23 protein-coding genes and 1 pseudogene are annotated in these 25,579 nt (G+C 65.6%); 16 read left to right on the plus strand and 8 right to left on the minus strand.

Annotated features, from left to right (window positions below; all coding sequences use genetic code 11):
• Positions 1–14 precede the first annotated feature (14 nt).
• The 6 genes from xerC to hslU all read left to right on the plus strand — a co-directional run bounded on the left by xerC (position 15) and on the right by hslU (position 7,044).
• Positions 15–953, plus strand: a complete 939-nt coding sequence (gene xerC / locus EPN59_RS09980; RefSeq protein ID WP_293045960.1) for a tyrosine recombinase XerC — start codon at positions 15–17, stop codon at positions 951–953.
• 88 nt (positions 954–1,041) lie between these two features.
• Positions 1,042–2,244 carry a class I SAM-dependent rRNA methyltransferase gene (locus tag EPN59_RS09985; protein ID WP_293034916.1) on the plus strand — a complete coding sequence of 401 codons (1,203 nt, stop codon included), beginning with the start codon at positions 1,042–1,044 and terminating at the stop codon, positions 2,242–2,244.
• A 332-nt stretch (positions 2,245–2,576) separates the two neighbouring features.
• Positions 2,577–3,647 carry a GTP-binding protein gene (locus EPN59_RS09990; protein WP_363928554.1) on the plus strand — a complete coding sequence of 357 codons (1,071 nt, stop codon included), beginning with the start codon at positions 2,577–2,579 and terminating at the stop codon, positions 3,645–3,647.
• A gap of 726 nt (positions 3,648–4,373) precedes the next feature.
• Positions 4,374–4,793 carry an RNA polymerase-binding protein DksA gene (gene dksA, locus EPN59_RS09995; protein ID WP_085228454.1) on the plus strand — a complete coding sequence of 140 codons (420 nt, stop codon included), beginning with the start codon at positions 4,374–4,376 and terminating at the stop codon, positions 4,791–4,793.
• A gap of 327 nt (positions 4,794–5,120) precedes the next feature.
• Positions 5,121–5,657 (plus strand): ATP-dependent protease subunit HslV, encoded by a 537-nt coding sequence (gene hslV, locus EPN59_RS10000; protein WP_293034912.1) that lies wholly within the window; start codon positions 5,121–5,123, stop codon positions 5,655–5,657.
• Between the two features lie 37 nt (positions 5,658–5,694).
• On the plus strand, positions 5,695–7,044 hold the full coding sequence (gene hslU / locus EPN59_RS10005) for an ATP-dependent protease ATPase subunit HslU (RefSeq protein ID WP_293034910.1): 1,350 nt from the start codon (positions 5,695–5,697) through the stop codon (positions 7,042–7,044).
• 115 nt (positions 7,045–7,159) lie between these two features.
• On the opposite strand, the gene EPN59_RS10010 is transcribed toward hslU, so the two are convergent.
• On the minus strand, positions 7,160–7,702 hold the full coding sequence (locus EPN59_RS10010; protein ID WP_293034908.1) for a response regulator transcription factor: 543 nt from the start codon (positions 7,700–7,702) through the stop codon (positions 7,160–7,162).
• A complete protein-coding gene (locus EPN59_RS10015) occupies positions 7,699–9,081 on the minus strand; it encodes an ATP-binding protein (protein WP_293045989.1) in 1,383 nt (460 codons plus the stop codon). Before EPN59_RS10015 ends, EPN59_RS10010 begins: the two co-directional genes overlap by 4 nt.
• Between EPN59_RS10015 and EPN59_RS10020 the strand changes: the two genes are divergently transcribed.
• Positions 9,013–9,186 carry a hypothetical protein gene (locus EPN59_RS10020; protein ID WP_293045991.1) on the plus strand — a complete coding sequence of 58 codons (174 nt, stop codon included), beginning with the start codon at positions 9,013–9,015 and terminating at the stop codon, positions 9,184–9,186. The genes EPN59_RS10015 and EPN59_RS10020 overlap by 69 nt on opposite strands.
• Positions 9,187–9,306: 120 nt before the next feature.
• Positions 9,307–10,917: a hypothetical protein gene (locus EPN59_RS10025; RefSeq protein WP_293045971.1), complete on the plus strand. Its 1,611-nt coding sequence runs from the start codon at positions 9,307–9,309 to the stop codon at positions 10,915–10,917.
• A 70-nt stretch (positions 10,918–10,987) separates the two neighbouring features.
• Here the strand turns inward: EPN59_RS10025 and EPN59_RS10030 are convergent, their stop codons facing one another.
• Positions 10,988–11,239 (minus strand): cysteine-rich CWC family protein, encoded by a 252-nt coding sequence (locus EPN59_RS10030; RefSeq protein WP_293034903.1) that lies wholly within the window; start codon positions 11,237–11,239, stop codon positions 10,988–10,990.
• A gap of 277 nt (positions 11,240–11,516) precedes the next feature.
• Here EPN59_RS10030 and argB point away from each other — a divergent pair, with 277 nt between their 5' ends.
• The 7 genes and pseudogenes from argB to EPN59_RS10065 all read left to right on the plus strand — a co-directional run.
• The gene (gene argB, locus EPN59_RS10035; protein ID WP_293034901.1) at positions 11,517–12,416 is read left to right on the plus strand and encodes an acetylglutamate kinase; all 900 of its coding nucleotides are present in this window, start codon (positions 11,517–11,519) and stop codon (positions 12,414–12,416) included.
• Positions 12,417–12,565: 149 nt separating this feature from the next.
• On the plus strand, positions 12,566–13,336 hold the full coding sequence (locus tag EPN59_RS10040; protein ID WP_293034899.1) for a pyrimidine 5'-nucleotidase: 771 nt from the start codon (positions 12,566–12,568) through the stop codon (positions 13,334–13,336).
• Between the two features lie 51 nt (positions 13,337–13,387).
• Positions 13,388–14,059 (plus strand): nucleoid occlusion factor SlmA, encoded by a 672-nt coding sequence (slmA, locus tag EPN59_RS10045; RefSeq protein ID WP_293034897.1) that lies wholly within the window; start codon positions 13,388–13,390, stop codon positions 14,057–14,059.
• A 273-nt stretch (positions 14,060–14,332) separates the two neighbouring features.
• Entirely contained in the window at positions 14,333–15,478 is a 1,146-nt protein-coding gene (locus EPN59_RS10050) for a homoserine O-acetyltransferase (protein ID WP_293045974.1), read from the plus strand.
• Positions 15,475–16,083, plus strand: coding sequence for a methionine biosynthesis protein MetW (gene metW, locus EPN59_RS10055; RefSeq protein ID WP_293034155.1), 609 nt, complete (start codon positions 15,475–15,477; stop codon positions 16,081–16,083). Before EPN59_RS10050 ends, metW begins: the two co-directional genes overlap by 4 nt.
• Positions 16,084–16,152: 69 nt before the next feature.
• Positions 16,153–17,559: an AmpG family muropeptide MFS transporter gene (locus tag EPN59_RS10060; RefSeq protein WP_293034154.1), complete on the plus strand. Its 1,407-nt coding sequence runs from the start codon at positions 16,153–16,155 to the stop codon at positions 17,557–17,559.
• A 245-nt stretch (positions 17,560–17,804) separates the two neighbouring features.
• Positions 17,805–18,608: pseudogene (locus EPN59_RS10065) on the plus strand (M48 family metallopeptidase); the annotation flags it as partial.
• A gap of 28 nt (positions 18,609–18,636) precedes the next feature.
• Here EPN59_RS10065 and EPN59_RS10070 read toward each other — a convergent pair.
• The 5 genes from EPN59_RS10070 to gatC all read right to left on the minus strand — a co-directional run bounded on the left by EPN59_RS10070 (position 18,637) and on the right by gatC (position 23,919).
• Entirely contained in the window at positions 18,637–19,422 is a 786-nt protein-coding gene (locus EPN59_RS10070) for an exodeoxyribonuclease III (protein WP_293037775.1), read from the minus strand.
• A gap of 88 nt (positions 19,423–19,510) precedes the next feature.
• Positions 19,511–20,347, minus strand: coding sequence for a PPK2 family polyphosphate kinase (locus EPN59_RS10075; protein ID WP_293037773.1), 837 nt, complete (start codon positions 20,345–20,347; stop codon positions 19,511–19,513).
• 132 nt (positions 20,348–20,479) lie between these two features.
• Entirely contained in the window at positions 20,480–21,958 is a 1,479-nt protein-coding gene (gene gatB / locus EPN59_RS10080; protein WP_293037770.1) for an Asp-tRNA(Asn)/Glu-tRNA(Gln) amidotransferase subunit GatB, read from the minus strand.
• A gap of 2 nt (positions 21,959–21,960) precedes the next feature.
• Entirely contained in the window at positions 21,961–23,451 is a 1,491-nt protein-coding gene (gene gatA, locus EPN59_RS10085) for an Asp-tRNA(Asn)/Glu-tRNA(Gln) amidotransferase subunit GatA (protein ID WP_293037768.1), read from the minus strand.
• A gap of 168 nt (positions 23,452–23,619) precedes the next feature.
• Entirely contained in the window at positions 23,620–23,919 is a 300-nt protein-coding gene (gene gatC, locus EPN59_RS10090) for an Asp-tRNA(Asn)/Glu-tRNA(Gln) amidotransferase subunit GatC (protein WP_293037765.1), read from the minus strand.
• Positions 23,920–24,508: 589 nt separating this feature from the next.
• On the opposite strand from gatC, the gene EPN59_RS10095 reads away from it, so the two are divergent.
• Complete coding sequence (locus EPN59_RS10095; RefSeq protein ID WP_124152902.1) at positions 24,509–25,552, plus strand: rod shape-determining protein; 1,044 nt, start codon at positions 24,509–24,511, stop codon at positions 25,550–25,552.
• Positions 25,553–25,579 lie beyond the last annotated feature (27 nt).

Below are 25,579 nucleotides of genomic sequence, written 5' to 3' on the forward strand. Positions count from 1 at the left end.
AAACGCCGCCCATCGTGACCTCGACCGATCCGATCGCCGACTACCTCGCCAGCCTCGAACACGAGCGGCGGCTGTCGACGCACACGCTGCGCGGCTACACGCACGAACTCGACGAGCTGAAGAAGCTCGCGGGCGCGCGCCCGCTCGAAAAGATCACACCGGCCGACGTGCGCGTCGCCGTTGCGCGCGCACACGCGGGCGGGCTCTCCGCGCGCTCGATCGCGCACCGGCTGTCGGCGTGGCGCGCGTTTTATCGCTGGCTGGCGGGGCGCATCGAACTCGACGCGAACCCCGTAGCCGCCGTGCGCGCGCCCAAGCGCGCGAAGACGCTGCCGAAGGCGCTCTCCGTCGACGACGCGCAACGTCTGATGGAGGCCCGCGGCCCGGCCGCGACCGGCAGCAACGACCCCGAAGCGCTGCGCGATCACGCGATCCTCGAACTGTTCTACTCGTCCGGGCTGCGGCTCGCCGAACTCGTGGGCCTCGACGTGCGCTACGCGAAGCGCGACGGTTACGAATCGGCGGGCTGGCTCAAGCGCGACGCCGCCGAAGTCGAAGTGCTCGGCAAGGGCAACCGGCATCGCGTCGTGCCGGTCGGGCGCAAGGCGCTCGAAGCCATCGACGCCTGGCTCGCCGTGCGCGACACGCTCGTCAAGCATGACGACGCCCCGCTCTTTCTCTCCGTGCGCGGCAACCGCATGTCGCCCGGCGTCGTACGCGAGCGCGTGAAGCGCGCCGCGCTCGCAGCCGGCATTCCGGCCAACGTCCACCCGCACGTGCTGCGGCACTCGTTCGCGACCCACCTCCTGCAATCGAGCGGCGACTTGCGCGCGGTGCAGGAACTGCTCGGCCACGCGAGCATCGCGGCCACCCAGGTCTATACGTCGCTCGATTTCCAGCATCTCGCGCGGGTCTACGACACCGCGCATCCACGCGCGAAAAAGCGCGGCTGACGCGCTACGGCGCTACGGCACATCCGCGCGGCGGCCTGGCGGCCTGAGCCAGCCGCCGTGCGCGCCGGCTTTCTGTATTGAACACATCATGAATATCGTCACGCTCAAACCGTCGAAACAAAAATCCCTGCTGCGCCGCCATCCGTGGGTCTACGCGAATGCAATCGACCGCGTCGAAGGCAAGCCCGCTGCGGGCGCAACCGTGATCGTGCGCGCGCACGACGGGCGCTTTCTCGCGCGCGCCGCCTACAGCCCGCACTCGCAGATCCGCGTGCGCGTCTGGAGCTTCGACGAGAACGAACCCATCGATCACGCGTTCTTCAAGCGCCGCGTGCAGCGCGCCGTCGCGCACCGCCAGGCGATGGTGACCGGCACCGGCGCCGTGCGCCTGATCTTCGGCGAAGCGGACGGCCTGCCGGGCCTGATCGTCGATCACTACGTCGAAGACGGCGCAAACGGACGCGGCCAGCTCGTCTGCCAGTTCATGGCGGCCGGCGTCGAGGCGTGGAAGGACGCCATCGTCGCCGCGCTCACGAGCGCGACCGGCTGTCCGAACGTCTACGAGCGCTCGGACGTATCGATCCGCGAAAAAGAAGGGCTTGAGCAGATCACCGGGCTGCTTGCGGGCGACGAGCCGCCCGCAACCATCGTGACGAGCGAGAACGGCGTGCGCTATCACGTCGACGTGCGCAACGGCCACAAGACCGGGTTCTACGTCGATCAGCGCGACAACCGCGCGCTCGTGCAGACTTTCGCGCGCGAGCGCGAGGTGCTCAACTGCTTCTGCTACACCGGCGGCTTTTCGCTCGCGGCGATGAAGGGCGGCGCAAAGCGCGTGGTGTCGATCGACTCGTCGGGCGAAGCGCTCGCGACCGCGCAGAAGAACGTCGAGGCGAACGGCTTCGATGCGGCCCGCGCCGCCTGGCTCGACGCCGACGCCTTCAAGACGCTGCGCCGCCTGCACGACGAAGGCGAGCGTTTCGATCTCGTCGTGCTCGATCCGCCGAAGTTCGCCGCTTCGCGCGAGCACGTCGACCGCGCGGCGCGCGCGTACAAGGACATCAACCTCACCGGGTTCAAGCTGCTGCGCCCGGGCGGCCTGCTCTTCACGTATTCGTGCTCAGGCGCGATCGATGCGGATCTGTTCCAGAAGATCGTCGCGGGCGCAGCCGCCGACGCGAAAGTCGACGCGCGCATCCTCAAGCGCCTCGGCGCGGGCGTCGATCATCCGCTGCTCACGGCGTTCCCGGAAGGCGAGTATCTCAAGGGCCTGCTGTTGCAGATCGCCTGAACGGCCCCATCTGCCCGGCTAGTGCGCGGACCGGAACGTCCGCGCTCGCGCCCCTTATCCGGCGTAACCGGCATTGACGTAACCGGCGGCGCACCCTCCGGCGCGGGCTTCGGCCGCGCGATACAGCGGCGGCGCGGATATGTTTCCGCAGTTGCGTTTCCGCAGTTGCGTTTCCGAAGTTATGTTCCCGCAGTTATGTTCCAATACGCAGTTATGTTGTAACACCGGACAGCGACACCCTTTTCCACGCGCGCCAGAGCACGCCCAGGCGCGCCGGACGGTCGGCGCTTCGATTCACGCACAGCACAGAACAGGCATCCAGCATGGCAACCATGATTCCCGTAACCATCCTGACCGGCTTTCTCGGCAGCGGCAAAACGACGCTGCTCAAGCGCATCCTCAACGAGCAGCACGGCATGAAGATTGCCGTGATCGAAAACGAGTTCGGCGAAGAGAACATCGACAACGAGATCCTCGTGCAGGACAGCGGCGAGCAGATCATCCAGATGAGCAACGGCTGCATCTGCTGCACGATCCGCGGCGACCTTGCGCGCGTGCTCGGCGACCTCGCCCAGCAAAAGCGCGACGGCAAGCTCGATTTCGACCGCGTCGTGATCGAAACCACGGGCCTCGCGAATCCGGGCCCGGTCGCGCAGACGTTCTTCATGGATAACGACATCGCCGACCAGTTCCTGCTCGACGCGATCATCACGCTCGTCGACGCGAAGCACGGCAACCATCAGCTCGACGAGCACGAAGTGGTGCAGCGCCAGGTCGGTTTCGGCGACCGCCTGTTCATCACGAAGTCCGATCTCGTCGACGAAGCGGAACTCGCCGACCTGCGCCACCGCCTGATGCACATGAATCCGAAGGCGCAGATCCGCCAGGTGAATTTCGGCGAAGCCGACATCAAGGAAGTGTTCGACCTGCGCGGCTTCAACCTCAACGCGAAGCTCGAGATCGACCCGGATTTCCTCGAGGAAGACGATCACGCGCACGATCATGACCATGATCACGAACACGCGCAGTGCGATCACGATCACGGCCACTGTAACCACGAAGGCCACGATCACGGCCACCACCATCATCACCACGCGCACCACGACGACAAGATCAAATCGTTCGTGTACCGAAGCGACCGCGCATTCGATGCGAACCGTCTCGAAGACTTCCTGGGCGGCATCCTGCAGATCTACGGCGAGCGCCTGCTGCGCTACAAGGGCGTGCTGTACATGAAGGGCGTGGATCGCAAGGTGGTGTTCCAGGGCGTCCATCAGATGATGGGCAGCGACCTTGCCCAAAAATGGCTGCCGAGCGAAAAGAAGAGCAACAAGATGGTGTTCATCGGCATCGAGCTGCCGCAAGACCTCATCACCGACGGCCTCGACGCCTGCCTCGTCTGAGCTGCATCTGAACGGCGTTTGAGCTGAGCGTTGTCCGGCCCCGGCGTGCGTCCTGCGCGCCGGGAAAGGCCCGCACCGTCCCGTCTTTGCGTGGCCCTGCCCTCCAAATAACGTACCCGACCATCGCTTTTTCACGTTTGGCGCGTTATATTTTCCTGATAACGTGCCGAATACGAATGCGCCCGGAGCAGGGATTTCCCCCTCACAGCACGCGCTTGCGATTCAGTTACAATACGGCCCGACTTTGTGGCCCCGCTGCGCGACCGTGTTGGAAAAAATGCGGGAAAGAAGGCGCGAAAGAACGCGGGCAAGTAAGCAGGCAGATAAGCGGGCAAGGTAAGCAGAGAGGCAAATAAAGGCCGCCATGCGCGCTGCATGCGCCAAGCGAGGCGGCCTCGTAAAACTGGCCGTGCCGACAGTGCGGCAAGTACAACAAGTATGAGTAGAATGGCGGCCCCCGGCGCATGTGCACCGGACGGTACAGCCCCACCGGCGGCACGCGGCGTGGCAGCGCGTAGCCGGTACGGAAAATGCCTCAGGAGTATCTGAAGAGCGGTTTCCAGAGGAGTTCGGCCCCGCAGCGGCGCTTCGGCGTCCACGAGAGCGCATCGTTCGCGCGCGACAACGCGTCAGCCCGAATGGCGCGTGGTACAAAGCCATTGCGGGCAACACAAAAGTGCGGGCACAAGCGCAAGTTTTGCCTCACTCATTGAAGAAGCAAGCCAGATGACCACGAAACGACTCTTGACCGAAGCCGAAATCCTGAAGATGAGCGATAAGGATTACATGAATGAGGATCAGCTCGCTTTCTTCAAAAACCGGCTCGAACAGCTGCAGGCGGAAATTCTCCGCAATGCGGGCCAAACCACCGAGAACCTGCGCGAAACCGTAATCGTGCCGGATCCGGCCGACCGCGCAACGATCGAAGAAGAGCATGCACTCGAGCTGCGCACGCGTGACCGTGAGCGCAAGCTGCTGAAGAAAGTGCAGCAGTCGCTCGCGCGCATCGAGTCGGGCGAGTATGGCTGGTGCGAGGAAACGGGCGAGCCGATCGGCATCCCGCGTCTGCTCGCGCGGCCCACGGCCACGCTGTCGCTCGAGGCGCAGGAGCGCCGCGAACTGCGCCAGAAGCTGTTCGGCGATTGATCGATTAGCTGGTGCGCCGCCGCGGGTGCGCGCCGCACAATCCGCCTTCCCCAAAGAAGCGCACGGAGTCCCGTGCGCTTTTTGTTTTTGCGGCCTGCTCGCGCGTATCCTGACCTCGCGTGCGGCGCGTTTTCCCCCGCGCGCGCTCTTGAACTGCCCATCGCCGCCCTAAACTTGAATGAAATGTGCCTCGCAGCGCGCCTGAAAGCGCGCGCGGCGCACCCCGGAATTCAGCGGCGGCGGCCCGGTCAGCGGCCGCATCCCCCAAACAGTCACCGGCACTAACGTGGCATAAACGTGGCACAAACGGTCAAAAGAGGAACCCACATGGAGCAATTTCACGGCACGACGATCGTCTCCGTGCGGCGCGGCGACAAGGTCGCGCTCGGCGGCGACGGCCAGGTCACGCTCGGCAACATCGTCATGAAGGGCGGCGCGAAGAAGGTTCGGCGCATCTATGGCGGCAAGGTCATGGTCGGCTTCGCGGGCGGCACGGCCGACGCGTTCTCGCTCCTCGACCGCTTCGAAGCCAAGCTCGAAAAGCATCAGGGCAACCTCACGCGCGCGGCCGTCGAACTCGCGAAAGACTGGCGCACCGACCGCATGCTGCGCCGCCTCGAAGCGATGCTGATCGCCGCCGACGGGCAAACCACCCTCGTCATTACCGGCAACGGCGACGTGCTCGATCCGGAAGGCGGGATCTGCGCAATCGGCTCGGGCGGCGCCTATGCGCAGGCCGCGGCGCGCGCGCTCGTCGAGAACACCGAGCTGAGCCCGCGTGAGATCGTCGAAAAGTCGCTCGAAATCGCGGGCGACATGTGTATCTACACGAACCACAACCGCGTGATCGAAACCATCGAGTAACCGGACTCGCAGACCGAACAGACGAGAAGGAATCAGGATGAGCACCATGACCCCCGCCGAGATCGTCTCGGAACTCGACAAGCACATCATCGGCCAGGCGCGCGCGAAGAAGGCCGTCGCCGTCGCGCTGCGCAACCGCTGGCGCCGCCAGCAGGTCGCCGATCCGCTGCGTCAGGAAATCACGCCGAAGAACATCCTCATGATCGGGCCGACCGGCGTCGGCAAGACCGAGATTGCACGCCGCCTCGCGAAACTCGCCGACGCGCCTTTCATCAAGATCGAAGCGACCAAGTTCACGGAAGTGGGCTACGTGGGCCGCGACGTGGACAGCATCGTGCGCGACCTGATCGAGATTTCGGTCAAGCAGACGCGCGAATCGGAAATGCGCAAGGTGCGCAGCAAGGCCACCGATCAGGCCGAAGACCGCATCCTCGACATCCTGCTGCCGAGCGCGCGTCCGGTCGGCTTCGGCTCGGCGGTGGACACGGCGAGCCACGGCGAAGGCGACAACGCCACGCGGCAGACGTTTCGCAAGCGCCTGCGCGAAGGCCAGCTCGACGACAAGGAAATCGAACTCGACGTCGAACTGCCGCAAGTCGGCATGGACATCATGGGCCCACCCGGAATGGAGGACATGACCGACCAGATCCGCTCGATGTTCGCGAACCTGGGCGGCGGCAAGAAGACGCGCCGCAAGCTCAAGGTGAAGGAAGCGCTGAAGGTCCTCACGGACGAAGAAGCGGGCAAGATGCTCAACGACGAAGAGGTCAAGACGAAGGCCGTGCAGAACGTCGAGCAGAACGGCATCGTGTTCCTCGACGAAATCGACAAGATCACGTCGCGCAATGCCGAAGGCGGCGGCGGCGAAGTCTCGCGCCAGGGCGTGCAGCGCGATCTGCTGCCGCTCGTTGAAGGCACAACCATCAATACGAAGTACGGGATGGTGAAGACCGATCACATCCTGTTCATCGCGAGCGGCGCGTTCCATCTTGCGAAGCCGAGCGATCTGATTCCGGAACTGCAGGGCCGCTTCCCGATCCGCGTGGAACTCGATTCGCTGTCTGTGAAGGACTTCGAAGCAATTCTCGTCGCGACCGATGCGAGCCTCGTCAAGCAATATCAGGCGCTGCTCGCAACCGAAGACGTGCAGCTCGATTTCGCCGATGACGGCATTCGCCGTCTCGCGGAGATCGCGTATTCCGTCAACGAAAAAACCGAGAACATCGGCGCACGCCGCCTGTACACCGTCATCGAAAAGCTGCTCGAAGAGGTGTCGTTCGCAGCGGGCAATCACTCGGGGACGACCGTGGCCATCGACGCCGCGTATGTCGACCGCGCGCTCGGCGAAGTCGCGCAGGACGAGGATCTGTCGCGCTACGTGCTGTAAGCGCTGCGCCGCACAGGCAACACGCAAAGGGGCCCCACGGGGCCCCTTGCTGTTTGCCTTCTGATTTGCCGCACTCGCGCCGCAGCGCGAATGACGAAGCGAATGACGAATGCGCTTACTGGCGTACCGGACGCTTCGCGAGCTTGCGCTGCAGCGTGCGGCGATGCATGTTGAGCGCGCGCGCGGTCGCCGAAATGTTGCCGCCGTGCTCGGCCAGCACGCGCTGGATGTGTTCCCATTCGAGGCGCGCGACCGAAAGCGGCGCAGGGTTTTCGATGGCCGCATCGGCCTGCGATGCGCTCGCGTCGTTTTGCAGCGCCGAGAGAATCATCTCGACGTTCGCAGGCTTCGCGAGGTAGTTGTCGGCGCCGTCTTTCACGGCCTGCACCGCCGTCGCGATGCTCGCGTAGCCGGTCAGCACGAGCATGCGCGCGTCGGGCTGAAGCTCGCGCAGCGGCGCGACGAGCGCGAGACCCGAGTCGCTGCCCAGATGCAGGTCGACCGTGATCTGCCCAAACCGCTGCTGGTTGGCCAAGCGGAGCGCTTCTTCCGCGTTGTGCGCCTGCTGCACCTGGTAACCGCGCCGCGTCAGGCCGCGCGTGAGGATATCGGAGAAAACCTCGTCATCGTCGATCACCAGAAAATTCATCTCGCTCATGCCTGCTTCTCCGTGTTGTTAGGCGGCGCCGAACCGGGCCGGCCCGCACCTGAATCTGAACCCGCTGCAGCCGCGCCTTCCGCACGCGCGCCGTGCGCCGTTGCGGACGCGCCGGTACTCACCGGTACGCGCAATTCCGCGCGCGTGCCGCGCGTCTTGTACTCGCGGCCTGCGCTCCCGCCGGCATTTCCGCCGCCAGCCGCCTGGCCGAAACCTTCGTCTGCGGCAAGCGTCGCGACATCCGACAGGTCGATCGACCCGCCGAGCCGCTCCGCCGACGAAAACGCCAGATATAGCCCGACCCCGTGGCCGCCTTGCGTGCTTTCCACGGGTACCGCGCCGAGCGTATTGCGCAGCGACGCCGGAATGCCCGGCCCCGCGTCGCGGACTTCAAAATCGATGTAGCCCGAGCGCGTGGAAGGGTACGCGCACAGCGTCACGTAATCGCGGCTTGCACGCGCGGCGTTGTCGAGCAGGATGGTCAGGATCTGGCCGACCGCCACGCAGTCGTCGAGATACAGATCCGTCGGCGCGTCGCCGAGCTGCTCGAATTTGACGTGCGGATGACGCAGCCGCCACTGCTCGACGAACGGGCCGAGCCACTCGCTCACCGCCTGGCGGCTGTCCTCGGCCGACGCGCGGCTGCGCAGGCGCGCCAGCGCCGACGTGCACAGTGTGATCTGGCGGTCGAGCAGATCGAGGTCGGCGGTGTACGAGGCGAGCGCCTTGTCGGTGCGCGCCACGTCGCGCAGTTCCTCGGTGAGCATCGCGATGGTCGACAGCGGCGTGCCGATTTCGTGCGCAACGGTCGCCGCCTGCACGCCCAGCGCCACGGCGCGCTCGTCGCGCAACAGGCTCTGCTGCGCGTCGGCCAGCGCGTTTTCGCGCTCGCGCAGCGCACGCGACATGCGCGCGACGAACCACACGATCAGCCCGACGCTCACCATGAAGTTCACCCACATGCCCGCGCGGTAGTAATCGAACAGGTTCGCGGGGTTGTCCATGTTGAGCGGCACGTTGTCGAAGCCGAGCAGCACGTAACAGGCCACCGCGAACATGGCGAGCCAGGCCGTGAGATACCACGGCAGCACGGCTGCCGCGATAGCGAGCGAAGGCAGGTAGAGCGAGACGAACGGATTGGTCGTGCCGCCCGAGAGAAAGAGCAGTGCGGACAGCGCGCCGAGGTCGACCCAGATCTGGCCGAACAGTTCGAGATTGGACTCGGGACGATCCTGCGCGACGCGCATCCAGGTGATGCCGTTGAACGCGACCTCCATCGAGATCACGAACAGCATGGCCGGCAGCGGCAGATGAACGCCAAAGAACAGCTGCACGACGGCGATCGTGCAGAGCTGGCCGATGATAGCGAGGCTGCGCAGCCAGAAGAGATGGCCCAGATTGACGCGAGCACTAAGGGTAATGCGATGCATGGCGTGAGTTTACATGTTCGGACGAATCCGATTAATTATCTTGAAAAAATTTGATCCAATAAGGCTTGTCAAACTAAGCCACCTTGGCAGTACTTCGGTATTACGGCTGGAGAAACGATGCCCAACGCCCCCCGCGGCCCATTTCAGTCCATACAGCCCGTCTTGCAGCCTGTCTTGCAGCCGATCTGGCAGCTCTTTCTCGATTATCTCGACTGCGCTTCGCACCCCGCATCGGACGCCAGCGCCCGCGCACTGCTCGACCGGACTGCCGACGCGCTGCGCGCGCTCGACGACGAATCCCTGCTTCAAGCCGTCAATATGGCGCGCGAGGCCGGCAGGCTCGACGAAGTCATCCGCATCACGACCGCCGCCGCCCGGCTCACCCCTGGGCGCGCCGGCCCGAGCTTCGCTGCCGGGCTCGCGCTGCAGGTCGCCGATCGACATGCCGAAGCGGTGGAGATTTACCGTCGCGCATTAGCCGTCGCCCCCGCATTTCCCAATCTTCGCAATAATCTCGCAGCAGCATTGATTCACGTCAATGGCAAAAGTGAGGAAATCGCCCGGCTTCTTGAAGATTGCATTGCCGATAATCCCGGCGACAAGCTCGCCTGGATCAACCTCGGGCGGCTACGGCCGGACGACACGGGCGTTGCGCGTGCAATCGAAGCCAACCGGCGCGCGCTCGCAATCGCGCCACACGATCCGCTCGCGCTCAACAATTACTCAATCGCCCAAAAGGAAGCCCAGAACTGGGACGAGGCCGAGCGCGCGGCGCGCACCGCCTGCCTCTGCGCGCCGGACGACCCCTTATCGCGCTTCAACCTGTCCCTGATTGACCTCGTCCGCGGCCGTTTCGTCGAAGGCTGGCCTGGGCACGAGCTGCGCTGGCAAGGTGCATTGGAGCTGAAGCGCGGACGGCCGGTGTTCGCGCAGCCGCAATGGCAAGGCGAGCCGATTGCGGGCCGCACGCTGCTGTTGTGGGGCGAGCAGGGCATGGGCGATCTGCTGCAGTTCTGCCGCTACGTGCCGCTGCTCGCCGAGCGCGTGCATCGCGAAGGCGGCCGCCTGCTCTGGAATTCGTTTCCGCAGATGGGCGCGCTGCTCGAACGCAGCCTCGGCGGCCACTGCGACGGCTACAGCGCGGGCGGCGGCATCGAAAGCCTGCCGCCGCACGACTGCGAAGTGTCGCTGATGAGCCTGCCGTTTCACTTCGGCACGCGCGAAGACACGATCCCTGCCCCGCTGCGCTACCTCGCGTCCGACCCGGCGGCGGCGGCGCACTGGCACAAGCAGCTCGCCGGCGAACGCCGCCTGAAGGTCGGCCTTGCGTGGACGGGCAGCACCGGACATCAGCGCAATCCGTACCGGCACATCGGGCTGGCGCGCTTCGCAGCGCACTTTGCCGGGCTGACCAACGATGTCGCGTTCTACTCGCTGCAGCCGGGCGCAACCGACGATGTCGCCGCCGCGCGCGCCGCGGGCTTCGATATCGCCGATTTCAGCGCCCAGTGGCAAACCTTCGACGACACCGCCGCGTTCGTCGATGCGCTCGATCTCGTGATTTCGGTGTGCACGTCGAGCGCCCACCTCGCCGGGGCGCTCGGCCAGCGCACGTGGGTGCTGCTCGACGTGAATCCGCATTGGGTCTGGCAGCTCGAACGGCGCGACAGCCCGTGGTACGCGCACACGACGCTGTACCGGCAAAAGGCGTTCAGACAGTGGGAGCCGGTGCTCGACGAAGTCGCCGCCGATCTCTGGGCGCTTGCGCGGGCGCGGCCTGATTGAGTCTTGACCCAAGCGCGAACCGGTGCGCTGACCTGATCGCAAGCCGGGCGCACGCAGCGCGTTGCGCCAGTCAACTCACGCGAGAGCCGCTGTCCGCGCCATCGACCGGCCCGGCGGCGGCGGCGGAGGCCGCTGCCGCGTCGGCCAGACATTCGGGGCACAGGCAGCGTCCGCGCGGATCGAGCTGGTTCGCGGCAAGCGCAGGAAGCGTGCGGCACCAGCAATCGAACGGTTCGGTGTTCCGGCCGCAGTCGAAGGCCCGGCCGCAGCGCGGGCAGCGCGCGCATTTGAGACTGGCGGCGGAAGTGACGGAGGCGGTCATGGCGGCGCGCTCATCGTGAAGCCGGGGTCGGCAGTACGGAGATGATGCCACAGCGCCACGCCCGGATTCGCTCGGCGGCTCGAACACGCCTGCACGCGCGTTGGTAGTCCGTTTGGGCAGCACGTAGTACACGCCGGAACGCCTTCCTGGCGCGCGTTGCGCCGTTTTGCGCCGTGTTGCGCGCACGCCCGCGCACCGTCTCGAAAACGCTGTTGCAGCGCGCCAGTCCTGTACAATCCGGCCTGTTTCAACCGTCTTTTTGCCCACTCCCGCCGCCATGTCCGAGCCTATCGACCTCTCGCAGATCGCGCCCACCCTGAAAGCCGAAATTCTGGCTGAAGCGCTGCCCTACATCCGCCAGTATCACGGCAAGACCATCGTGATCAAATACGGCGGCAACGCCATGACCGAAGAACGTCTGAAGCAGGGCTTCGCCCGCGACGTGATCCTGCTGAAGCTCGTGGGCATCAATCCGGTCATCGTGCACGGCGGCGGCCCGCAGATCGACCAGGCGCTCAAGAAGATCGGCAAGCAAGGCACCTTCATCCAGGGCATGCGCGTCACGGACGAGGAAACGATGGAAGTCGTCGAGTGGGTGCTCGGCGGCGAGGTGCAGCAGGACATCGTCACGCTGATCAACCACTTCGGCGGCCACGCCGTGGGCCTGACCGGCAAGGACGGCGGCCTGATCCGCGCGCGCAAGCTGATGATGCCGGACCGCGACCAGCCGGGCCAGTACGTCGATATCGGCCAGGTGGGCGAAGTCGAGTCGATCAATCCGGCGGTCGTGCGGGCGCTCCAGGACGATGCGTTCATTCCGGTCATCTCGCCGATCGGTTTCGGCGAAGACGGCTACTCGTACAACATCAACGCCGATCTCGTGGCGGGCAAGCTCGCGGTCGTGCTCAACGCCGAAAAGCTCGTGATGATGACCAATATCCCGGGCGTGATGGACAAGGCGGGCAATCTGCTCACGGATTTGTCGGCGCGCGAGATCGACGCGCTCTTCGAAGACGGCACGATCTCGGGCGGCATGCTGCCGAAGATCGCGTCGGCGCTCGACGCGGCCAAGAGCGGCGTGCGCTCCGTGCACATCATCGACGGGCGGATCGAGCATTCGGTGCTGCTCGAAATCCTGACCGAGCAGCCGTTCGGCACGATGATCCGCTCGCATTGAAGCTGGCGGCGGCGCATCTTCGCGCCGCCATGCGCGATGTCCGGCCCGCGCCGTTCATCCCGCCGTTCATCCCGCAGTCCGTCGCGGCGCAGCCGTTGCGCGCCGTTTCACGCAACGCGCCGCTCCGGCACCGCTCCCTGAGGGCCGCCATGACCATCGCACGAGCGCGCCAACACCGGCCACAGCGCGCTGCGCGCACGCCGGTCTGGCTCTTCGACCTCGACAACACGCTGCACGGCGCATCGCACGCGATCTTCCCGGCGATCAACCAGGCGATGACGCAATACATCGTCGATACGCTCGGCGTGAGCCACGACGTCGCGAACCATCTGCGCACGAGCTACACGCACCGCTACGGCGCGGCGCTGCTCGGCCTCACGCGCCACCATCCCGTCGATCCGCACGACTTCCTCAAGGTCGTCCACACCTTCCCCGACCTGCGCGCGATGCTCGTCGCCGAACGCGGCCTCGCGCGCATCCTCGCCGCGCTGCCGGGCCGCAAGATCGTGCTGACCAACGCGCCCGAAGCCTATGCGCGCGCGGTGCTCGCAGAACTCGGCATCGCGCGGCTGTTCGAACGCGTCGTCGCCATCGAGCACATGCGCACGCGCCGCGGCTGGCGCGCGAAGCCCGACCGGGCCATGTTGCGCGCGATGCTGCGCCGCGCCGGGGCATCGCTCGCCGATGCCATCCTGATCGAGGACACGCGCAGCCATCTGAAGCGCTACCGGCAGCTCGGCATCCAGACGGTGTGGATCACCGGCCACCTGCCCGAGCGCGCACCGGCGATGCGCGCGGGCAGTCGTGCAGGCAGCGGCGCAGGCAACAGCGGCAGACCGCACTATGTCGATCATCGCGTTCGTTCGTTAAAATCGCTACACGCTGGCCTGCGGTCGGGACGACTGCGGCAGACGGGGTGAGGACGTAACCGCTGGGTAAGGACTTCGGCGGCTAGATCAGGGGCGACATCCATGCAGCCGACAGACACGCGTGACGCAGTCGTAACACCAGCGCCCTCGGGCGTAGTGCACCGCACCGGCCGCCCGAAGCCGGGCGAGCGCCGCATTCACATTTTGCAGACGCTCGCGTCGATGCTCGAAACGCCGCGCGGCGAAAAGATCACGACGGCGGCGCTGGCCGCGCGGCTCGGCGTTTCCGAGGCCGCGCTCTACCGCCATTTCGCGAGCAAGGCCCAGATGTACGAGGGGCTCATCGATTTCATCGAACAGACACTGTTCGCGCTCATCAACCAGATCGTCGCGAAGGAGCCGAGCGGCGTGCTGCAGGCGCGCGCCATCGCGCTCATGCTCATCAACTTCGCCACCAAGAACGCCGGGATGACGCGCGTGCTGACCTGCGAAGCGCTCGTGGGCGAGCACGAGCGGCTGGCCGAGCGCGTGAACCAGATGCTCGACCGCATCGAGGCGTCGCTGCGCCAGTGCCTGCGCGTGGGCGTCGCCGAAGGCAACGAGCGCGCGCACAACCCCGGCGCAACGGCGCTACCGGAGGGGTACGATCCGGCCATGCGCGCCAACCTGGTCGTGCGCTACGTGATCGGCTGCTGGCATCGCTACGCGCAAAGCGGCTTCACGCGCTCGCCGGTCGAGCACGCCGACGAGCAGATTCGCGTGATCCTGCAGTAACGCGCTCGCGTCGGCACGACGGCACGCGCGCGCATTGATTCGCCGCCCCGGTCGATTCACCGCATTGCCGGGGCGCAATTTCCGCTATACTCTGCGCTTGTCTTTGGACATCGACGCGCCGATTTGCTGACTCGATTGCGGGCGCGCGAACCCGAAAGCCACGGCTGCCGGGTTCATTACAAATGCGGCTAAAGAGGTCGTCAGCCGAGCCAACCCACCGCATTCCCGCCCGCCGACACCGTCTAGCCGCCCCGAAAAACCAAGGCGGAACGAATGGAATCGATCGGCATCGTCGCTCCACACACACTGCATTTCAACGAACCCCTGCGCCTGCAGAACGGCACGTCGCTCGCCGGGTACGACCTCGTCGTCGAAACCTACGGCACGCTCAACGCCGCACGCAGCAACGCCGTGCTCGTCTGTCACGCGCTCAACGCGTCGCATCACGTCGCGGGCGTCTACGAAGGCGACCCGAAAAACGTCGGCTGGTGGGACAACATGGTCGGGCCCGGCAAGCCGCTCGACACCAACCGCTTCTTCGTGATCGGCGTGAACAACCTCGGCTCGTGCTTCGGCTCGACCGGTCCGATGAGCGTCGATCCGGCGACCGGCCAGCCCTACGGCGCGAAGTTCCCGGTCGTCACCGTCGAGGACTGGGTGGACGCCCAGGCGCGCGTGGCCGACCGCTTCGGCATCGACAAATTCGCCGCCGTGATGGGCGGCAGCCTCGGCGGCATGCAGGCGCTCGCCTGGAGCACGCGCTATCCCGACCGGGTCGGCCACTGCATCGTGATCGCGTCGACGCCCAAGCTCTCCGCGCAGAACATCGCGTTCAACGAAGTTGCGCGCTCATCGATTCTTTCCGACCCCGAGTTCCACGGCGGCGACTACTACGCGCACGGCGTGAAGCCGAAGCGCGGCCTGCGCGTGGCGCGCATGATCGGCCACATCACCTATCTCTCCGACGACGACATGGCCGAGAAATTCGGCCGTGCGCTGCGCCGCGCGGAAGGCGCCGTCGACGAATACAACTTCAACTTCGACGTCGAATTCGAGGTGGAGTCGTATCTGCGCTACCAGGGCGACAAGTTCGCCGACTACTTCGATGCGAACACGTACCTGCTCATCACGCGCGCGCTCGATTACTTCGACCCGGCCAAGGCGTTCGACGGCGATCTCACCCGCGCGCTCGCGCATACCAAAGCGAAGTACCTCGTGGCGAGCTTCTCGACCGACTGGCGTTTCGCGCCCGCGCGCTCGCGCGAACTCGTGAAGGCGCTGCTCGACCACAAGCGCCAGGTGACCTACGCGGAAATCGACGCGCCGCACGGCCACGACGCATTCCTGCTCGACGACGCGCGCTATCACAACGTCGTGCGCGCTTACTACGAACGTATTGCCAGCGAGGTGGGCGCATGAACCCGAGCGCTTTCGACCGTCTTTCCGCCCGTCCCGACTTCCGCACGATCGCACGCTGGATCGAGCCGCGCTCGACGGTGCTCGACCTCGGCTGCGGCGACGGCTCGCTGCTCGCGCTGCTCGGCGAAGAGCTGGAATGCACGGGCTACGGCATCGAGATCAACGATGCGGGCGTGCTCGCTTCGGTGACGAACGGCATCAACGTGATCCAGCAGAACCTGGAAGACGGCCTGCGTCTTTTCGAGGACGCGAGTTTCGACTTCGCGATCCTCTCGCAGACGCTGCAGACCATCCACCAGACGGCCGCGATCCTGCGCGAGACCGCGCGCGTGGGCAAGGAATGCATCGTCTCGTTCCCGAACTTCGGCTACTGGCCGCACCGGCTTTCGGTACTGCGCGGACGCATGCCGGTTTCGAAGTCGCTGCCCTACCAGTGGCACAACACGCCGAACGTGCGCGTGCTCACCGTGAAGGATTTCGAGGCGCTCGCCCCCGAAGCGGGTGTCGAAATTCTTGACCGCGCCGTACTGCACGGCGGCCAGACCGTTCGATGGGGCGTGAACTGGCGTGGTAGTCTTGCGGTCTATCGCGTACGGAAAAAATAACGTCGCCGGCAGCGCGGCGTGTTTTTTCGACTCAGATCCACAAAAACCGCCGCCGCCGCTGACGACGACATGCCGAATCCGCCCCACGAGGCACCCGCCCGCAACATTCACGTAGACGCGCACGAAGAACATCCCGGCTGGCGGGCGTATCTGAACACGCACATGCTGATCTGCGTGTTTCTCGGCTTCACCTCCGGGCTGCCGCTTTTCACGCTCGTCTATCTCGTGCAGGCGTGGCTGCGCTCCGAGGGCGTCAACCTCAAGGAGATCGGCCTCTTCGCGCTGATCCAGTTCCCTTACACCTGGAAGTTCGTCTGGGCGCCGCTGATGGACCGCTACGTGCCGCGCCTGCCGGGCTGGCGTCCGGGCCGCCGGCGCGGCTGGATGCTCGTCACGCAGATTCTCGTGGCGCTCGCCATCGCGGCACTCGGCTTCGTCTCGCCGAAGGACGCGATCTGGACGGTGGCCGCGCTCACGGCGCTCGTCGCGTTCTTCGGCGCGAGCCAGGACATCGCCATCGACGCCTACCGGCGCGAGCTGCTGACCGACACGCAGCAGGGCCTCGGCAATGCGGTGCACGTGAATGCGTACAAGATCGCCGCGCTCGTGCCCGGCTCGCTCGCGCTGATCCTCTCCGATCACCTGCCGTGGCAGACCGTGTTCGTCGTCACGGCCGCGTTCATGATTCCCGGCATGATCATGGCGCTCGTGGTGAGCGAGCCCGAGGTGCACGGCACGCCGCCGAAGAGCCTGCGTGCAGCGGCCGTGCAGCCGTTCGTCGAATTCGTGCGCCGCGACGGCTGGAAGGGCGCGCTCTTCGTGCTCGCGTTCATCTTCCTCTACAAGCTCGGCGACACGATGGCCACCACGCTCTCGACGTCGTTCTTCCTCGACATCGGCTACTCGCGCACGGAAATCGGCGTGATCGCGAAGATGACGGCGTTCGGCGCGAGCCTCGCGGGCGGCATCGTCGGCGGCGTGGCGCTCGTGAAGATCGGCATCGGGCGCGGCCTGTGGATCTTCGGTTTCCTGCAGATGGTCTCGACGCTCGGCTTCGCATGGCTCGCGCAACTCGGGCCCGGCTCGCCGTCGCTCGCGGCGATCTACGACGCTGTCGTCGCCACGAGCCATGCCGTGTCGCAGGTCGCAAGCGTATTGGGCCTGAACCTGCAGCTCTCGCTCGATCCGCGCGCCGTGGCGCTCGCGCTCGTCTACGGCTTCGAGACGTTCGCGACCGGTCTCACGCTCGCCGCGTTCACCGCCTATATCGCGAGCACCACCGATCCGCGCTATACGGCCACCCAGTTCGCGCTCTTCACGAGTCTCGCCGCCGTGCCGCGCACGCTTGCATCCGCAGCGAGCGGTTATCTGGTCGCAAAGATCGGCTGGTTCGACTACTTCATCCTCTGCACGGCGCTCGCTGTACCGGGTATGCTCCTGCTGGTTCGCATCGCCCCGTGGAGAATCAGGTCGTGACCCCGCAGCACATTGCCGTGCCCGCAACGCAACCGGCGCCCCGCCGCCCGCGTCGGCACGGTGCACGCACACTGACACTCGCGGCGGCGCCGCTGTTGGCGTTTATGGCGGCGTTTATGGCATTGCACGCGGGCAGCGCGCAGGCCGCGAACGCTGTCGCTGCGACCGGGCCCACCGCATCCACGGTGCAAAACGCCTCCGATCTGGCCGCCCGCGCGCCCGCCCCGAGCATGAGCACGGGCCGCCAGGTGCGCTTCGGCAATGGCGCGGTGTACCGCAACCTGATCCCCTCGCCGATGCTGGAGGCGCAGGCCGCCGCCGAATATGCCGAGATCGTGCGCGGCGCGGCCCACTCCGACCGGCTCTATCCCGACAGCGACCCGCATGTGGAGCGCGTGCGCTTCTTCGTGAACCGCCTTGCGCCCTTCACGCAGAAGTGGGGCGAGCGCGTGAAGAACTGGAAATGGGAGGTGGCGGTGATCCGGTCGCCGGATATCCGCATGTACTGCCTGCCGGGCGGCAAGATCGTCGTGTATGGCGGCCTGCTCGACCGCGTGAAGCTCAACGACAACGAATTCGGCATGCTGCTCGGCCACGAGATCGCGCATGCGGTGCGCGAGCACGTGCGCGAGCGCCTCGGCGAACAGCAGGCGGCGCAGATCGAGTCCGGCAGCGTGCCGCAGCTCTTCGGGCTCGCCGATCTGGGCGTGTTTCCGCTCGGCATCGGCTCGCAGCTCGTCGAAATGCACTACGGCCACGCCGACGAAACCGAAGCCGACGTGATCGGCAGCGACATAGCGTCGCGCGCGGGCTTCGATCCGCGCGCAGCGGTGACGCTCTGGGACAAGCTCGCCGCGGCGACGAAGAACGACCGGGATCAGGGCTTCATCTACGTGCATCCGTACACGAGCGCGCGCCGCGCCGACGTCGTCAAGCGCCTGCCCGACATGATGCCGCTCTATGCGAAGGCGATCGGCGTGCCGGTCGATGCGCTGCCCGACTACGCGGGCATTATCGTGCCGCAACGGCGCAAGATCGCGGCGCCCTGATGCGGGCGCAGCCCGGCGTCACGCAACGTCACCCAATGCACGCGACCTCGTAGTCGTAGTCGATGGTGAGCGGCGCGTGGTCGCTGAACTTGATGTCCCTGAAAATCGACGTGCGCTTCGCGGTGGCCGCGATGCCGGGCGTGGCGATCTCGTAGTCGATGCGCCACCCCACGTTCTTCGCGTACGCCTGGCCGCGGTTGCTCCACCAGGTGTACTGCTCGGGCCGTGAGTCAAGCGTGCGGAACACGTCGACATAACCGACTTCGTCGAAGAGTTTCGTGAGCCACGCACGCTCTTCGGGCAGGCAGCCCGAGTTCTTCTGGTTGCCCTTCCAGTTCTTGATGTCGATTTCCTTGTGGACGATGTTCACGTCGCCGCACACGATCACTTCGCGCTCGCGCGCGAGTTCGGCGAGATGCGGCATGAACGCGTCCATGAAGCGGTATTTCGCGGCCTGGCGCTCATCGCCGCTCGAACCCGAGGGCACGTACACCGACACGATCGACAGCTTGCCGAAGCGCGCCTCGACGTAGCGGCCTTCGGGATCGAACTCTTCGCTGCCGAAGCCGATGATCACCTCGTCCGGTTCATGGCGCGTGTAGAGGCCCGCGCCGCTGTAGCCCTTCTTCACCGCGTGCTGGAAATAGCCCGTGAAATCGTGCGGTGCGAGAAATTCGGGCGTCATGTCGTCCTGCGAGCATTTGATTTCCTGCACGCAGAGCACGTCGGCCTTCTGTTCCCCGAACCACTCGAAGAAGCCCTTCTTCGCCGCCGAACGAATGCCGTTGAGGTTCGCGGTGATCACTCGCAACATGTCTTGTTTCCTTGTGGTTTGCGCCCGCGCCTTGCGTCCGCTCTGTGCCGCTGCGCGAGGCGTGATGTCGCCAATCAAGCGAGCCGGGCTAGTCGACCTTGACGCCCTTCAGTTCTTCCCTGGCGGGCGGGAATTCGAGCTTGAGGCCTTCGAGCAGGCGCAGCAGCAGCTCGGCCACCATCAGGTTGCGATGCGACTTCGAATTCGCCGGAATCACGTACCACGGCGCGTACTCCGTGGAGGTGGCCGCGAGCGCGTCGCGATAGGCCGCCTGATAGACGTCCCAGCGCTTGCGCGCTTCGAGGTCGGAGAGGTCGAACTTCCAGTGCTTGGTCGGGTCGTCGATGCGCGCCTGAATGCGCGCCTTCTGCTCGTCTTTGGAGATGTGCAGCAGGCACTTGATGATGGTCGTGCCGGTTTCCGTGAGCATCGCCTCGAACTCGCGGATCTGGCGGTAGCGGCGCTCCCACCCGGTCGCGTCGATCTGGCCCATCACGCGCGGCACGAGCACGTCTTCGTAGTGGCTGCGGTTGAAGATGGTCAGCTCGCCCGCTGCGGGCACTCGCCGGTGCACGCGCCAGAGAAAATCGTGCGACGCCTCGATGGCGCTCGGCGCGCGGAACGGCACGATGCGCAGGCCGAGCGGATCGACCTCGTGAAAGACGCTGCGGATCGTGCCGTCCTTGCCGCTCGTATCCATGCCCTGGAGCACGAGCAGCACGCGCTCGTACCGTTGCGCGTGCAAGCGCTCCTGCTGCACGTCGATGCGCTCGCTGACAACGGCCAGGCGGTCGCGGTCGCCTTCCTTGGTTCCCGTGCTGAACGGCTTGGCCGACGGATCGAGCGCGTCGAGTGAGAATTTCGCCGCCCGCTTGTCGTCGAAGTACGGCACGCGGTAGTCATCGAGACTCGGGGGCTTCGTCATTCGGGGTTCTCCTCTTGTTCCAACGCGCTCACTCCGGTCCCACAGCGCATACTTCGGCGGCGCATCAAACGGCAGGGCGGCGTCGCGCGTCTTGCGCGACGCCGCCCTGCGGTGGCAATTGCCGGAAAGCGCTCAGGATAGCTTTTTCTTCAGCAGCTCGTTCACCTGCTGCGGATTCGCCTTACCCTTCGTTGCCTTCATCGCCTGGCCGATCAGCGCGTTGAACGCCTTCTCCTTGCCCGCGCGGAATTCCTCGACCGACTTCTGGTTCGCGGCGAGCACCTCGTCGATGATCGCTTCGAGCGCGCCGGTATCCGAAATCTGCTTGAGGCCCTTCGCTTCGATGATGCGATCGGCGGCATCCGCGCCCTCGGCCTTCTCGTCCCACATCGCGAGGAACACTTCCTTCGCGATCTTGTTCGAGATCGTGCCGTCGGCGATGCGTTGCAGCAACAGCCCGAGCTGCGCAGCCGAGACCGGCGACGCGTCGATATCGAGGCCTTCGCGGTTCAACTGCGACGACACTTCGCCCATCAGCCAGTTCGCGGCAACCTTCGCCTGGGCGGCGCCTGTGGTCGCGACCACGGCCTCGAAGTACACAGCCATCGACTTGGCCGCCGTGAGCACGCCCGCATCGTAAGGCGTCACGCCGTACTGCTCGACAAAGCGTGTCTGCATCGTCGCGGGCAGTTCGGGCATCGCGCCCTTCACGCGCTCGATCCACGCCGCATCGATCACGAGCGGCATCAGATCGGGATCGGGGAAATAGCGGTAATCGTGCGCGTCTTCCTTGCTGCGCATCGAGCGCGTTTCGCGCTTGTCCGGGTCGTAGAGGCGCGTTTCCTGCACGACGGTGCCGCCATCCTCGATCAGTTCGATCTGGCGGCGCACTTCGTACTGGATCGCTTCTTCGAGGAAGCGGAACGAGTTCAGGTTCTTGATTTCGGCGCGCGTGCCGAATTCCTGCTGGCCGACCGGACGCACGGAGACGTTCGCGTCGCAGCGGAACGAGCCTTCCTGCATGTTGCCGTCGCAGATGCCGAGCCACATGACGAGGCTGTGCAGCGACTTCGCGTAGGCCACCGCTTCGGCGGCGCTGCGCATTTCCGGCTCGGTGACGATTTCGAGCAGCGGCGTGCCCGCGCGGTTCAGGTCGATGCCCGTCATGCCCGCGAAGTCTTCGTGCAGCGACTTGCCGGCGTCCTCTTCGAGGTGGGCGCGCGTGAGATTGACGGTTTTCTCGTAGGCTTCCTTGCCGGTCTTCTCGTTGGCGGGGACCTGGATCGTGATCTGCCCGCCCTGCACGACCGGGATCTCGTACTGGCTGATCTGATAGCCCTTCGGCAGGTCCGGATAGAAGTAGTTCTTGCGCGCGAAGATGCTGCGCGGCGCGACCGTCGCGCCAATCGCGAGACCGAAGCGGATCGCGCGCTCGACGGCGCCGCGGTTCATCACCGGCAGCACGCCCGGCAGCGCGAGATCGACGGGACAGGCCTGCGTGTTGGCATCGGCGCCGAACTGCGTCGAAGCGCCCGAGAAAATCTTCGACGCCGTCGACAACTGCGCGTGCGTCTCAAGACCGATGACGACTTCCCATTGTGTTGCTGCCATGATCACACCTCTGCCGGAGCTTTGCGATGCCAGTCGGTCGCGCGCTGGAAGGCGTCGGCGACCTGCAGCATGCGGGCCTCGTTGAAATAGTTGCCGACGATCTGCAGACCGACCGGACGCTGCGCATTCGCTCCCGCGCCGAAGCCGCACGGCACGCTCATGCCGGGCAGGCCCGCGAGGCTCGTGGAGAGCGTGTAGATGTCCGCGAGGTACATCTGCAGCGGATCGTCGCCCTTCGCGCCGAGGTCCCACGCCACGCTCGGCGCGACCGGGCCCATGATGACGTCGCACTGCCTGAACGCTTCCTGGAAGTCCTGCGCGATGATGCGGCGGATCTTCTGCGCCTGCAGGTAGTACGCGTCGTAGTAGCCGTGCGAGAGCACGTAGGTGCCGACCAGAATGCGGCGCTTCACTTCCGGGCCGAAGCCCTCGGCGCGCGACTTCTTGTACATGTCGAGCAGATCGCGGTAGTCGGCTGCGCGATGGCCGTAGCGCACGCCATCGAAGCGCGAGAGGTTCGACGAGGCTTCGGCGGGGGCGATGACGTAGTAGACGGGGATCGACAGTTCGGTCTTCGGCAGCGACACCTCGACGAGCGTGGCGCCGAGCGATTCGTAGACCTTGAGTGCGGCGTCGATGGCCGCGCGGACGTCTTCGGCGAGACCCGCGCCGAAGTATTCCTTCGGCAGGCCGATGCGCAGGCCCGCGAGCGGCTTGTCGGCGGAAGCGTCGGCGCTCCAGCGTGTGCCGAGATGGCGCGTGTAGTCCTCGTCGTCGCGCTGCAGGCTCGTCGAGTCGCGCTCGTCGAAGCCCGCCATGGCGTTGAGCAGCAGGCCGCAGTCAGCGGCGCTGTGCGCGAACGGGCCGCCCTGGTCGAGCGACGAGGCAAACGCGATCATGCCGTAGCGCGACACGCGGCCGTAGGTCGGCTTGATGCCCGTGACGCCCGAGAACGACGCGGGCTGGCGGATCGAGCCGCCCGTGTCCGTGCCGGTCGCGGCGGGCGCGAGGCGCGCAGCCACGGCCGCAGCCGAGCCGCCCGACGAGCCGCCCGGCACCGCCCGCTCGTCCCACGGGTTCTTCACGGCGCCGAAGTGCGAGTTCTCGTTGGACGAGCCCATCGCGAATTCGTCCATGTTGGTCTTGCCGAGGCACACCATGCCCGCGCGCTCGAGCCGCGCGACGACGGTGGCGTCGAACGGGCTCACGTAGTTTTCGAGCATCTTCGAGCCGGCCGTCGAGCGCCAGCCGCGCGTGACGAACACGTCCTTGTGCGCGAGCGGCAGGCCGAGCAGCGCGCCGGTGTCGCCGGCGGCGAGGCGCGCGTCGGCGGCCCTGGCCTGGGCGAGCGTCAGCTCCGGATTGACGTCGACGAACGCGTTCAGCGCCTTATACCGGTCGATTCGCGCCAGATAGTGCTGCGCCAGCTCGACTGCCGAGTATTCCCTGGCAGCCAGCGAGGCGCGCAGTTCGGTCAAGCTTTTTTCATGCATTGCGAGGTTCCTGGAAGAACGTGGCGGCGGCGCCGCTTGCTGCGTACTGCGTGCTGCGTGCGCCGTCATCGGGGCTTCGTGCCCGGCCGGCAGGCCGCGCCCCGTGAGATCGGGGAGCCGTCGCGGCGCTTTCATGCGCCAGCGACGGGAAAACCGGGTGCCCGAGGCTTATTCGATCACGCGCGGCACGAGGTACAGGCCGTCCTGCACCGCGGGCGCCGGACGCTGAAACGCGTCGCGGTCGACGGTTTCGGTCACGGCATCCTCGCGCAGGCGCAGCGCGACGTCCTCGATCTGCTCGATCGGGTGCGCGAGCGGCGCGATGCCGGTGGTGTCGACGGCCTGCATCTGCTCGACGAGGCCGAAGAAGTTGTTCAGGCGTTCGAGCGTATTGCCGGCTTCGGCGTCGGCCAGTTCGAGACGCGCGAGATGCGCGATTCGCTTCACATCGTTGAGGGTCAGGGCCATGCGGTCACCGGAAAAAATGGGCTGTAGCTCCAGCCGTTGCGCCAGGTTCGAAAAAACAGTGCTGCAACAGCGATTTATCGCGCCGGATCCGGCTCTGGAGGAAAGCTTCGACGTCGTCAAAAACTCCCTTTCGGATCCTGCAAAACAGGCAAAATTATAAGGTATCATTACGCGTTCGACCCAAACCCGGATAGCCTTGCATCTGCCTTTCGTCTGTCTTTGATCGCCGATCACGGCACTTCGGCAGCGCTTGTGCAACGCCTGTGCAACACTTCGCGGCCAAAGTACTGGCGAAGCGCTGACAAACACGCGCAGGCAACCAGCGCACGCAAAGCGGTGCGCAAATGGCACGTGAAAGGTGCGCAACAGGCACGCAAAGGCACATAAAGGCACGAAGGGGCTACGGGGCATGCAAGGGGCAGGCTCGCGGCAGACTCAGAACGCCACCAGTTTGCCCCCGGTAATCATTCCCGCAGTTTCAGGTTCCTCGCGGCGCGCTTCGCGCCCGGCCTGGGGCTGTTATTTTTTCCGCTGCCGTCCTTGACCCGCCCGTCTGGAAGGTCGGCCACAAGCGAGACAGGATTTTTGAATGTTCGGTTTTCTGCGTAGCTATTTCTCAAACGACCTCGCGATCGACCTCGGCACCGCCAACACGCTGATCTACATGCGCGGCAAAGGCATCGTCCTCGACGAGCCGTCCGTCGTGTCGATCCGTCAGGAAGGCGGCCCGAACGGAAAGAAGACCATTCAGGCCGTCGGCAAGGAAGCCAAGCAGATGCTTGGCAAGGTGCCTGGCAACATCGAGGCGATCCGCCCGATGAAGGACGGCGTGATCGCCGACTTCACCGTCACCGAGCAGATGATCAAGCAGTTCATCAAGTCGGCTCACGAATCGCGCATGTTCTCGCCGTCGCCGCGCATCATCATCTGCGTGCCGTGCGGCTCGACCCAGGTCGAGCGCCGCGCGATCAAGGAAGCCGCGCACGGCGCGGGCGCCTCGCAGGTCTACCTCATCGAAGAGCCGATGGCCGCTGCGATCGGCGCGGGCCTGCCGGTTTCGGAAGCCACGGGCTCGATGGTCGTCGACATCGGCGGCGGCACGACCGAAGTCGGCGTGATCTCGCTCGGCGGCATCGTCTACAAGGGCTCGGTGCGCGTGGGCGGCGACAAGTTCGACGAAGCCATCGTCAACTACATCCGCCGCAACTACGGCATGCTGATCGGCGAGCAAACCGCCGAAGCCATCAAAAAGGAAATCGGTTCCGCCTTCCCCGGCTCCGAAGTCAAGGAAATGGAAGTGAAGGGCCGCAATCTCTCGGAAGGCATCCCGCGCAGCTTCACGATCTCCAGCAACGAAATCCTCGAAGCGCTGACCGATCCGCTGAACCAGATCGTCTCGTCCGTGAAAATCGCGCTCGAGCAGACGCCGCCGGAACTCGGCGCCGACATCGCCGAACGCGGCATGATGCTCACGGGCGGCGGCGCGCTGCTGCGCGACCTCGACCGCCTGCTCGCAGAAGAAACCGGCCTGCCCGTGCTCGTCGCCGAAGACCCGCTCACCTGCGTCGTGCGCGGGTCGGGCATGGCGCTCGAACGCATGGACAAGCTCGGCAGCATCTTCTCGTACGAGTAAGCACACGCATCCCATGCGCGCGGCGCG

The sequence above is a fragment of the Paraburkholderia sp. genome (assembly GCF_004298475.1).
In the GTDB taxonomy this organism is placed as follows: domain Bacteria; phylum Pseudomonadota; class Gammaproteobacteria; order Burkholderiales; family Burkholderiaceae; genus Paraburkholderia; species Paraburkholderia denitrificans.

Coding starts and splice junctions, on each gene's coding strand:
- EPN59_RS09985 (WP_293034916.1), top strand. CDS start 1,042: ATGAATATCGTCACGCTCAAACCGTCGAAACAAAAATCCCTGCTGCGC.
- EPN59_RS10030 (WP_293034903.1), bottom strand. CDS start 11,239: ATGACCGCCTCCGTCACTTCCGCCGCCAGTCTCAAATGCGCGCGCTGC.
- slmA (WP_293034897.1), top strand. CDS start 13,388: ATGCAGCCGACAGACACGCGTGACGCAGTCGTAACACCAGCGCCCTCG.
- EPN59_RS10010 (WP_293034908.1), bottom strand. CDS start 7,702: ATGAGCGAGATGAATTTTCTGGTGATCGACGATGACGAGGTTTTCTCC.
- EPN59_RS10050 (WP_293045974.1), top strand. CDS start 14,333: ATGGAATCGATCGGCATCGTCGCTCCACACACACTGCATTTCAACGAA.
- argB (WP_293034901.1), top strand. CDS start 11,517: ATGTCCGAGCCTATCGACCTCTCGCAGATCGCGCCCACCCTGAAAGCC.
- EPN59_RS10075 (WP_293037773.1), bottom strand. CDS start 20,347: ATGACGAAGCCCCCGAGTCTCGATGACTACCGCGTGCCGTACTTCGAC.
- EPN59_RS10040 (WP_293034899.1), top strand. CDS start 12,566: ATGACCATCGCACGAGCGCGCCAACACCGGCCACAGCGCGCTGCGCGC.
- EPN59_RS10020 (WP_293045991.1), top strand. CDS start 9,013: ATGAACGCCAAAGAACAGCTGCACGACGGCGATCGTGCAGAGCTGGCC.
- hslV (WP_293034912.1), top strand. CDS start 5,121: ATGGAGCAATTTCACGGCACGACGATCGTCTCCGTGCGGCGCGGCGAC.
- EPN59_RS09990 (WP_363928554.1), top strand. CDS start 2,577: ATGATTCCCGTAACCATCCTGACCGGCTTTCTCGGCAGCGGCAAAACG.
- EPN59_RS10070 (WP_293037775.1), bottom strand. CDS start 19,422: ATGTTGCGAGTGATCACCGCGAACCTCAACGGCATTCGTTCGGCGGCG.
- dksA (WP_085228454.1), top strand. CDS start 4,374: ATGACCACGAAACGACTCTTGACCGAAGCCGAAATCCTGAAGATGAGC.
- gatB (WP_293037770.1), bottom strand. CDS start 21,958: ATGGCAGCAACACAATGGGAAGTCGTCATCGGTCTTGAGACGCACGCG.
- EPN59_RS10095 (WP_124152902.1), top strand. CDS start 24,509: ATGTTCGGTTTTCTGCGTAGCTATTTCTCAAACGACCTCGCGATCGAC.
- gatC (WP_293037765.1), bottom strand. CDS start 23,919: ATGGCCCTGACCCTCAACGATGTGAAGCGAATCGCGCATCTCGCGCGT.
- EPN59_RS10060 (WP_293034154.1), top strand. CDS start 16,153: ATGCCGAATCCGCCCCACGAGGCACCCGCCCGCAACATTCACGTAGAC.
- gatA (WP_293037768.1), bottom strand. CDS start 23,451: ATGCATGAAAAAAGCTTGACCGAACTGCGCGCCTCGCTGGCTGCCAGG.
- hslU (WP_293034910.1), top strand. CDS start 5,695: ATGAGCACCATGACCCCCGCCGAGATCGTCTCGGAACTCGACAAGCAC.
- metW (WP_293034155.1), top strand. CDS start 15,475: ATGAACCCGAGCGCTTTCGACCGTCTTTCCGCCCGTCCCGACTTCCGC.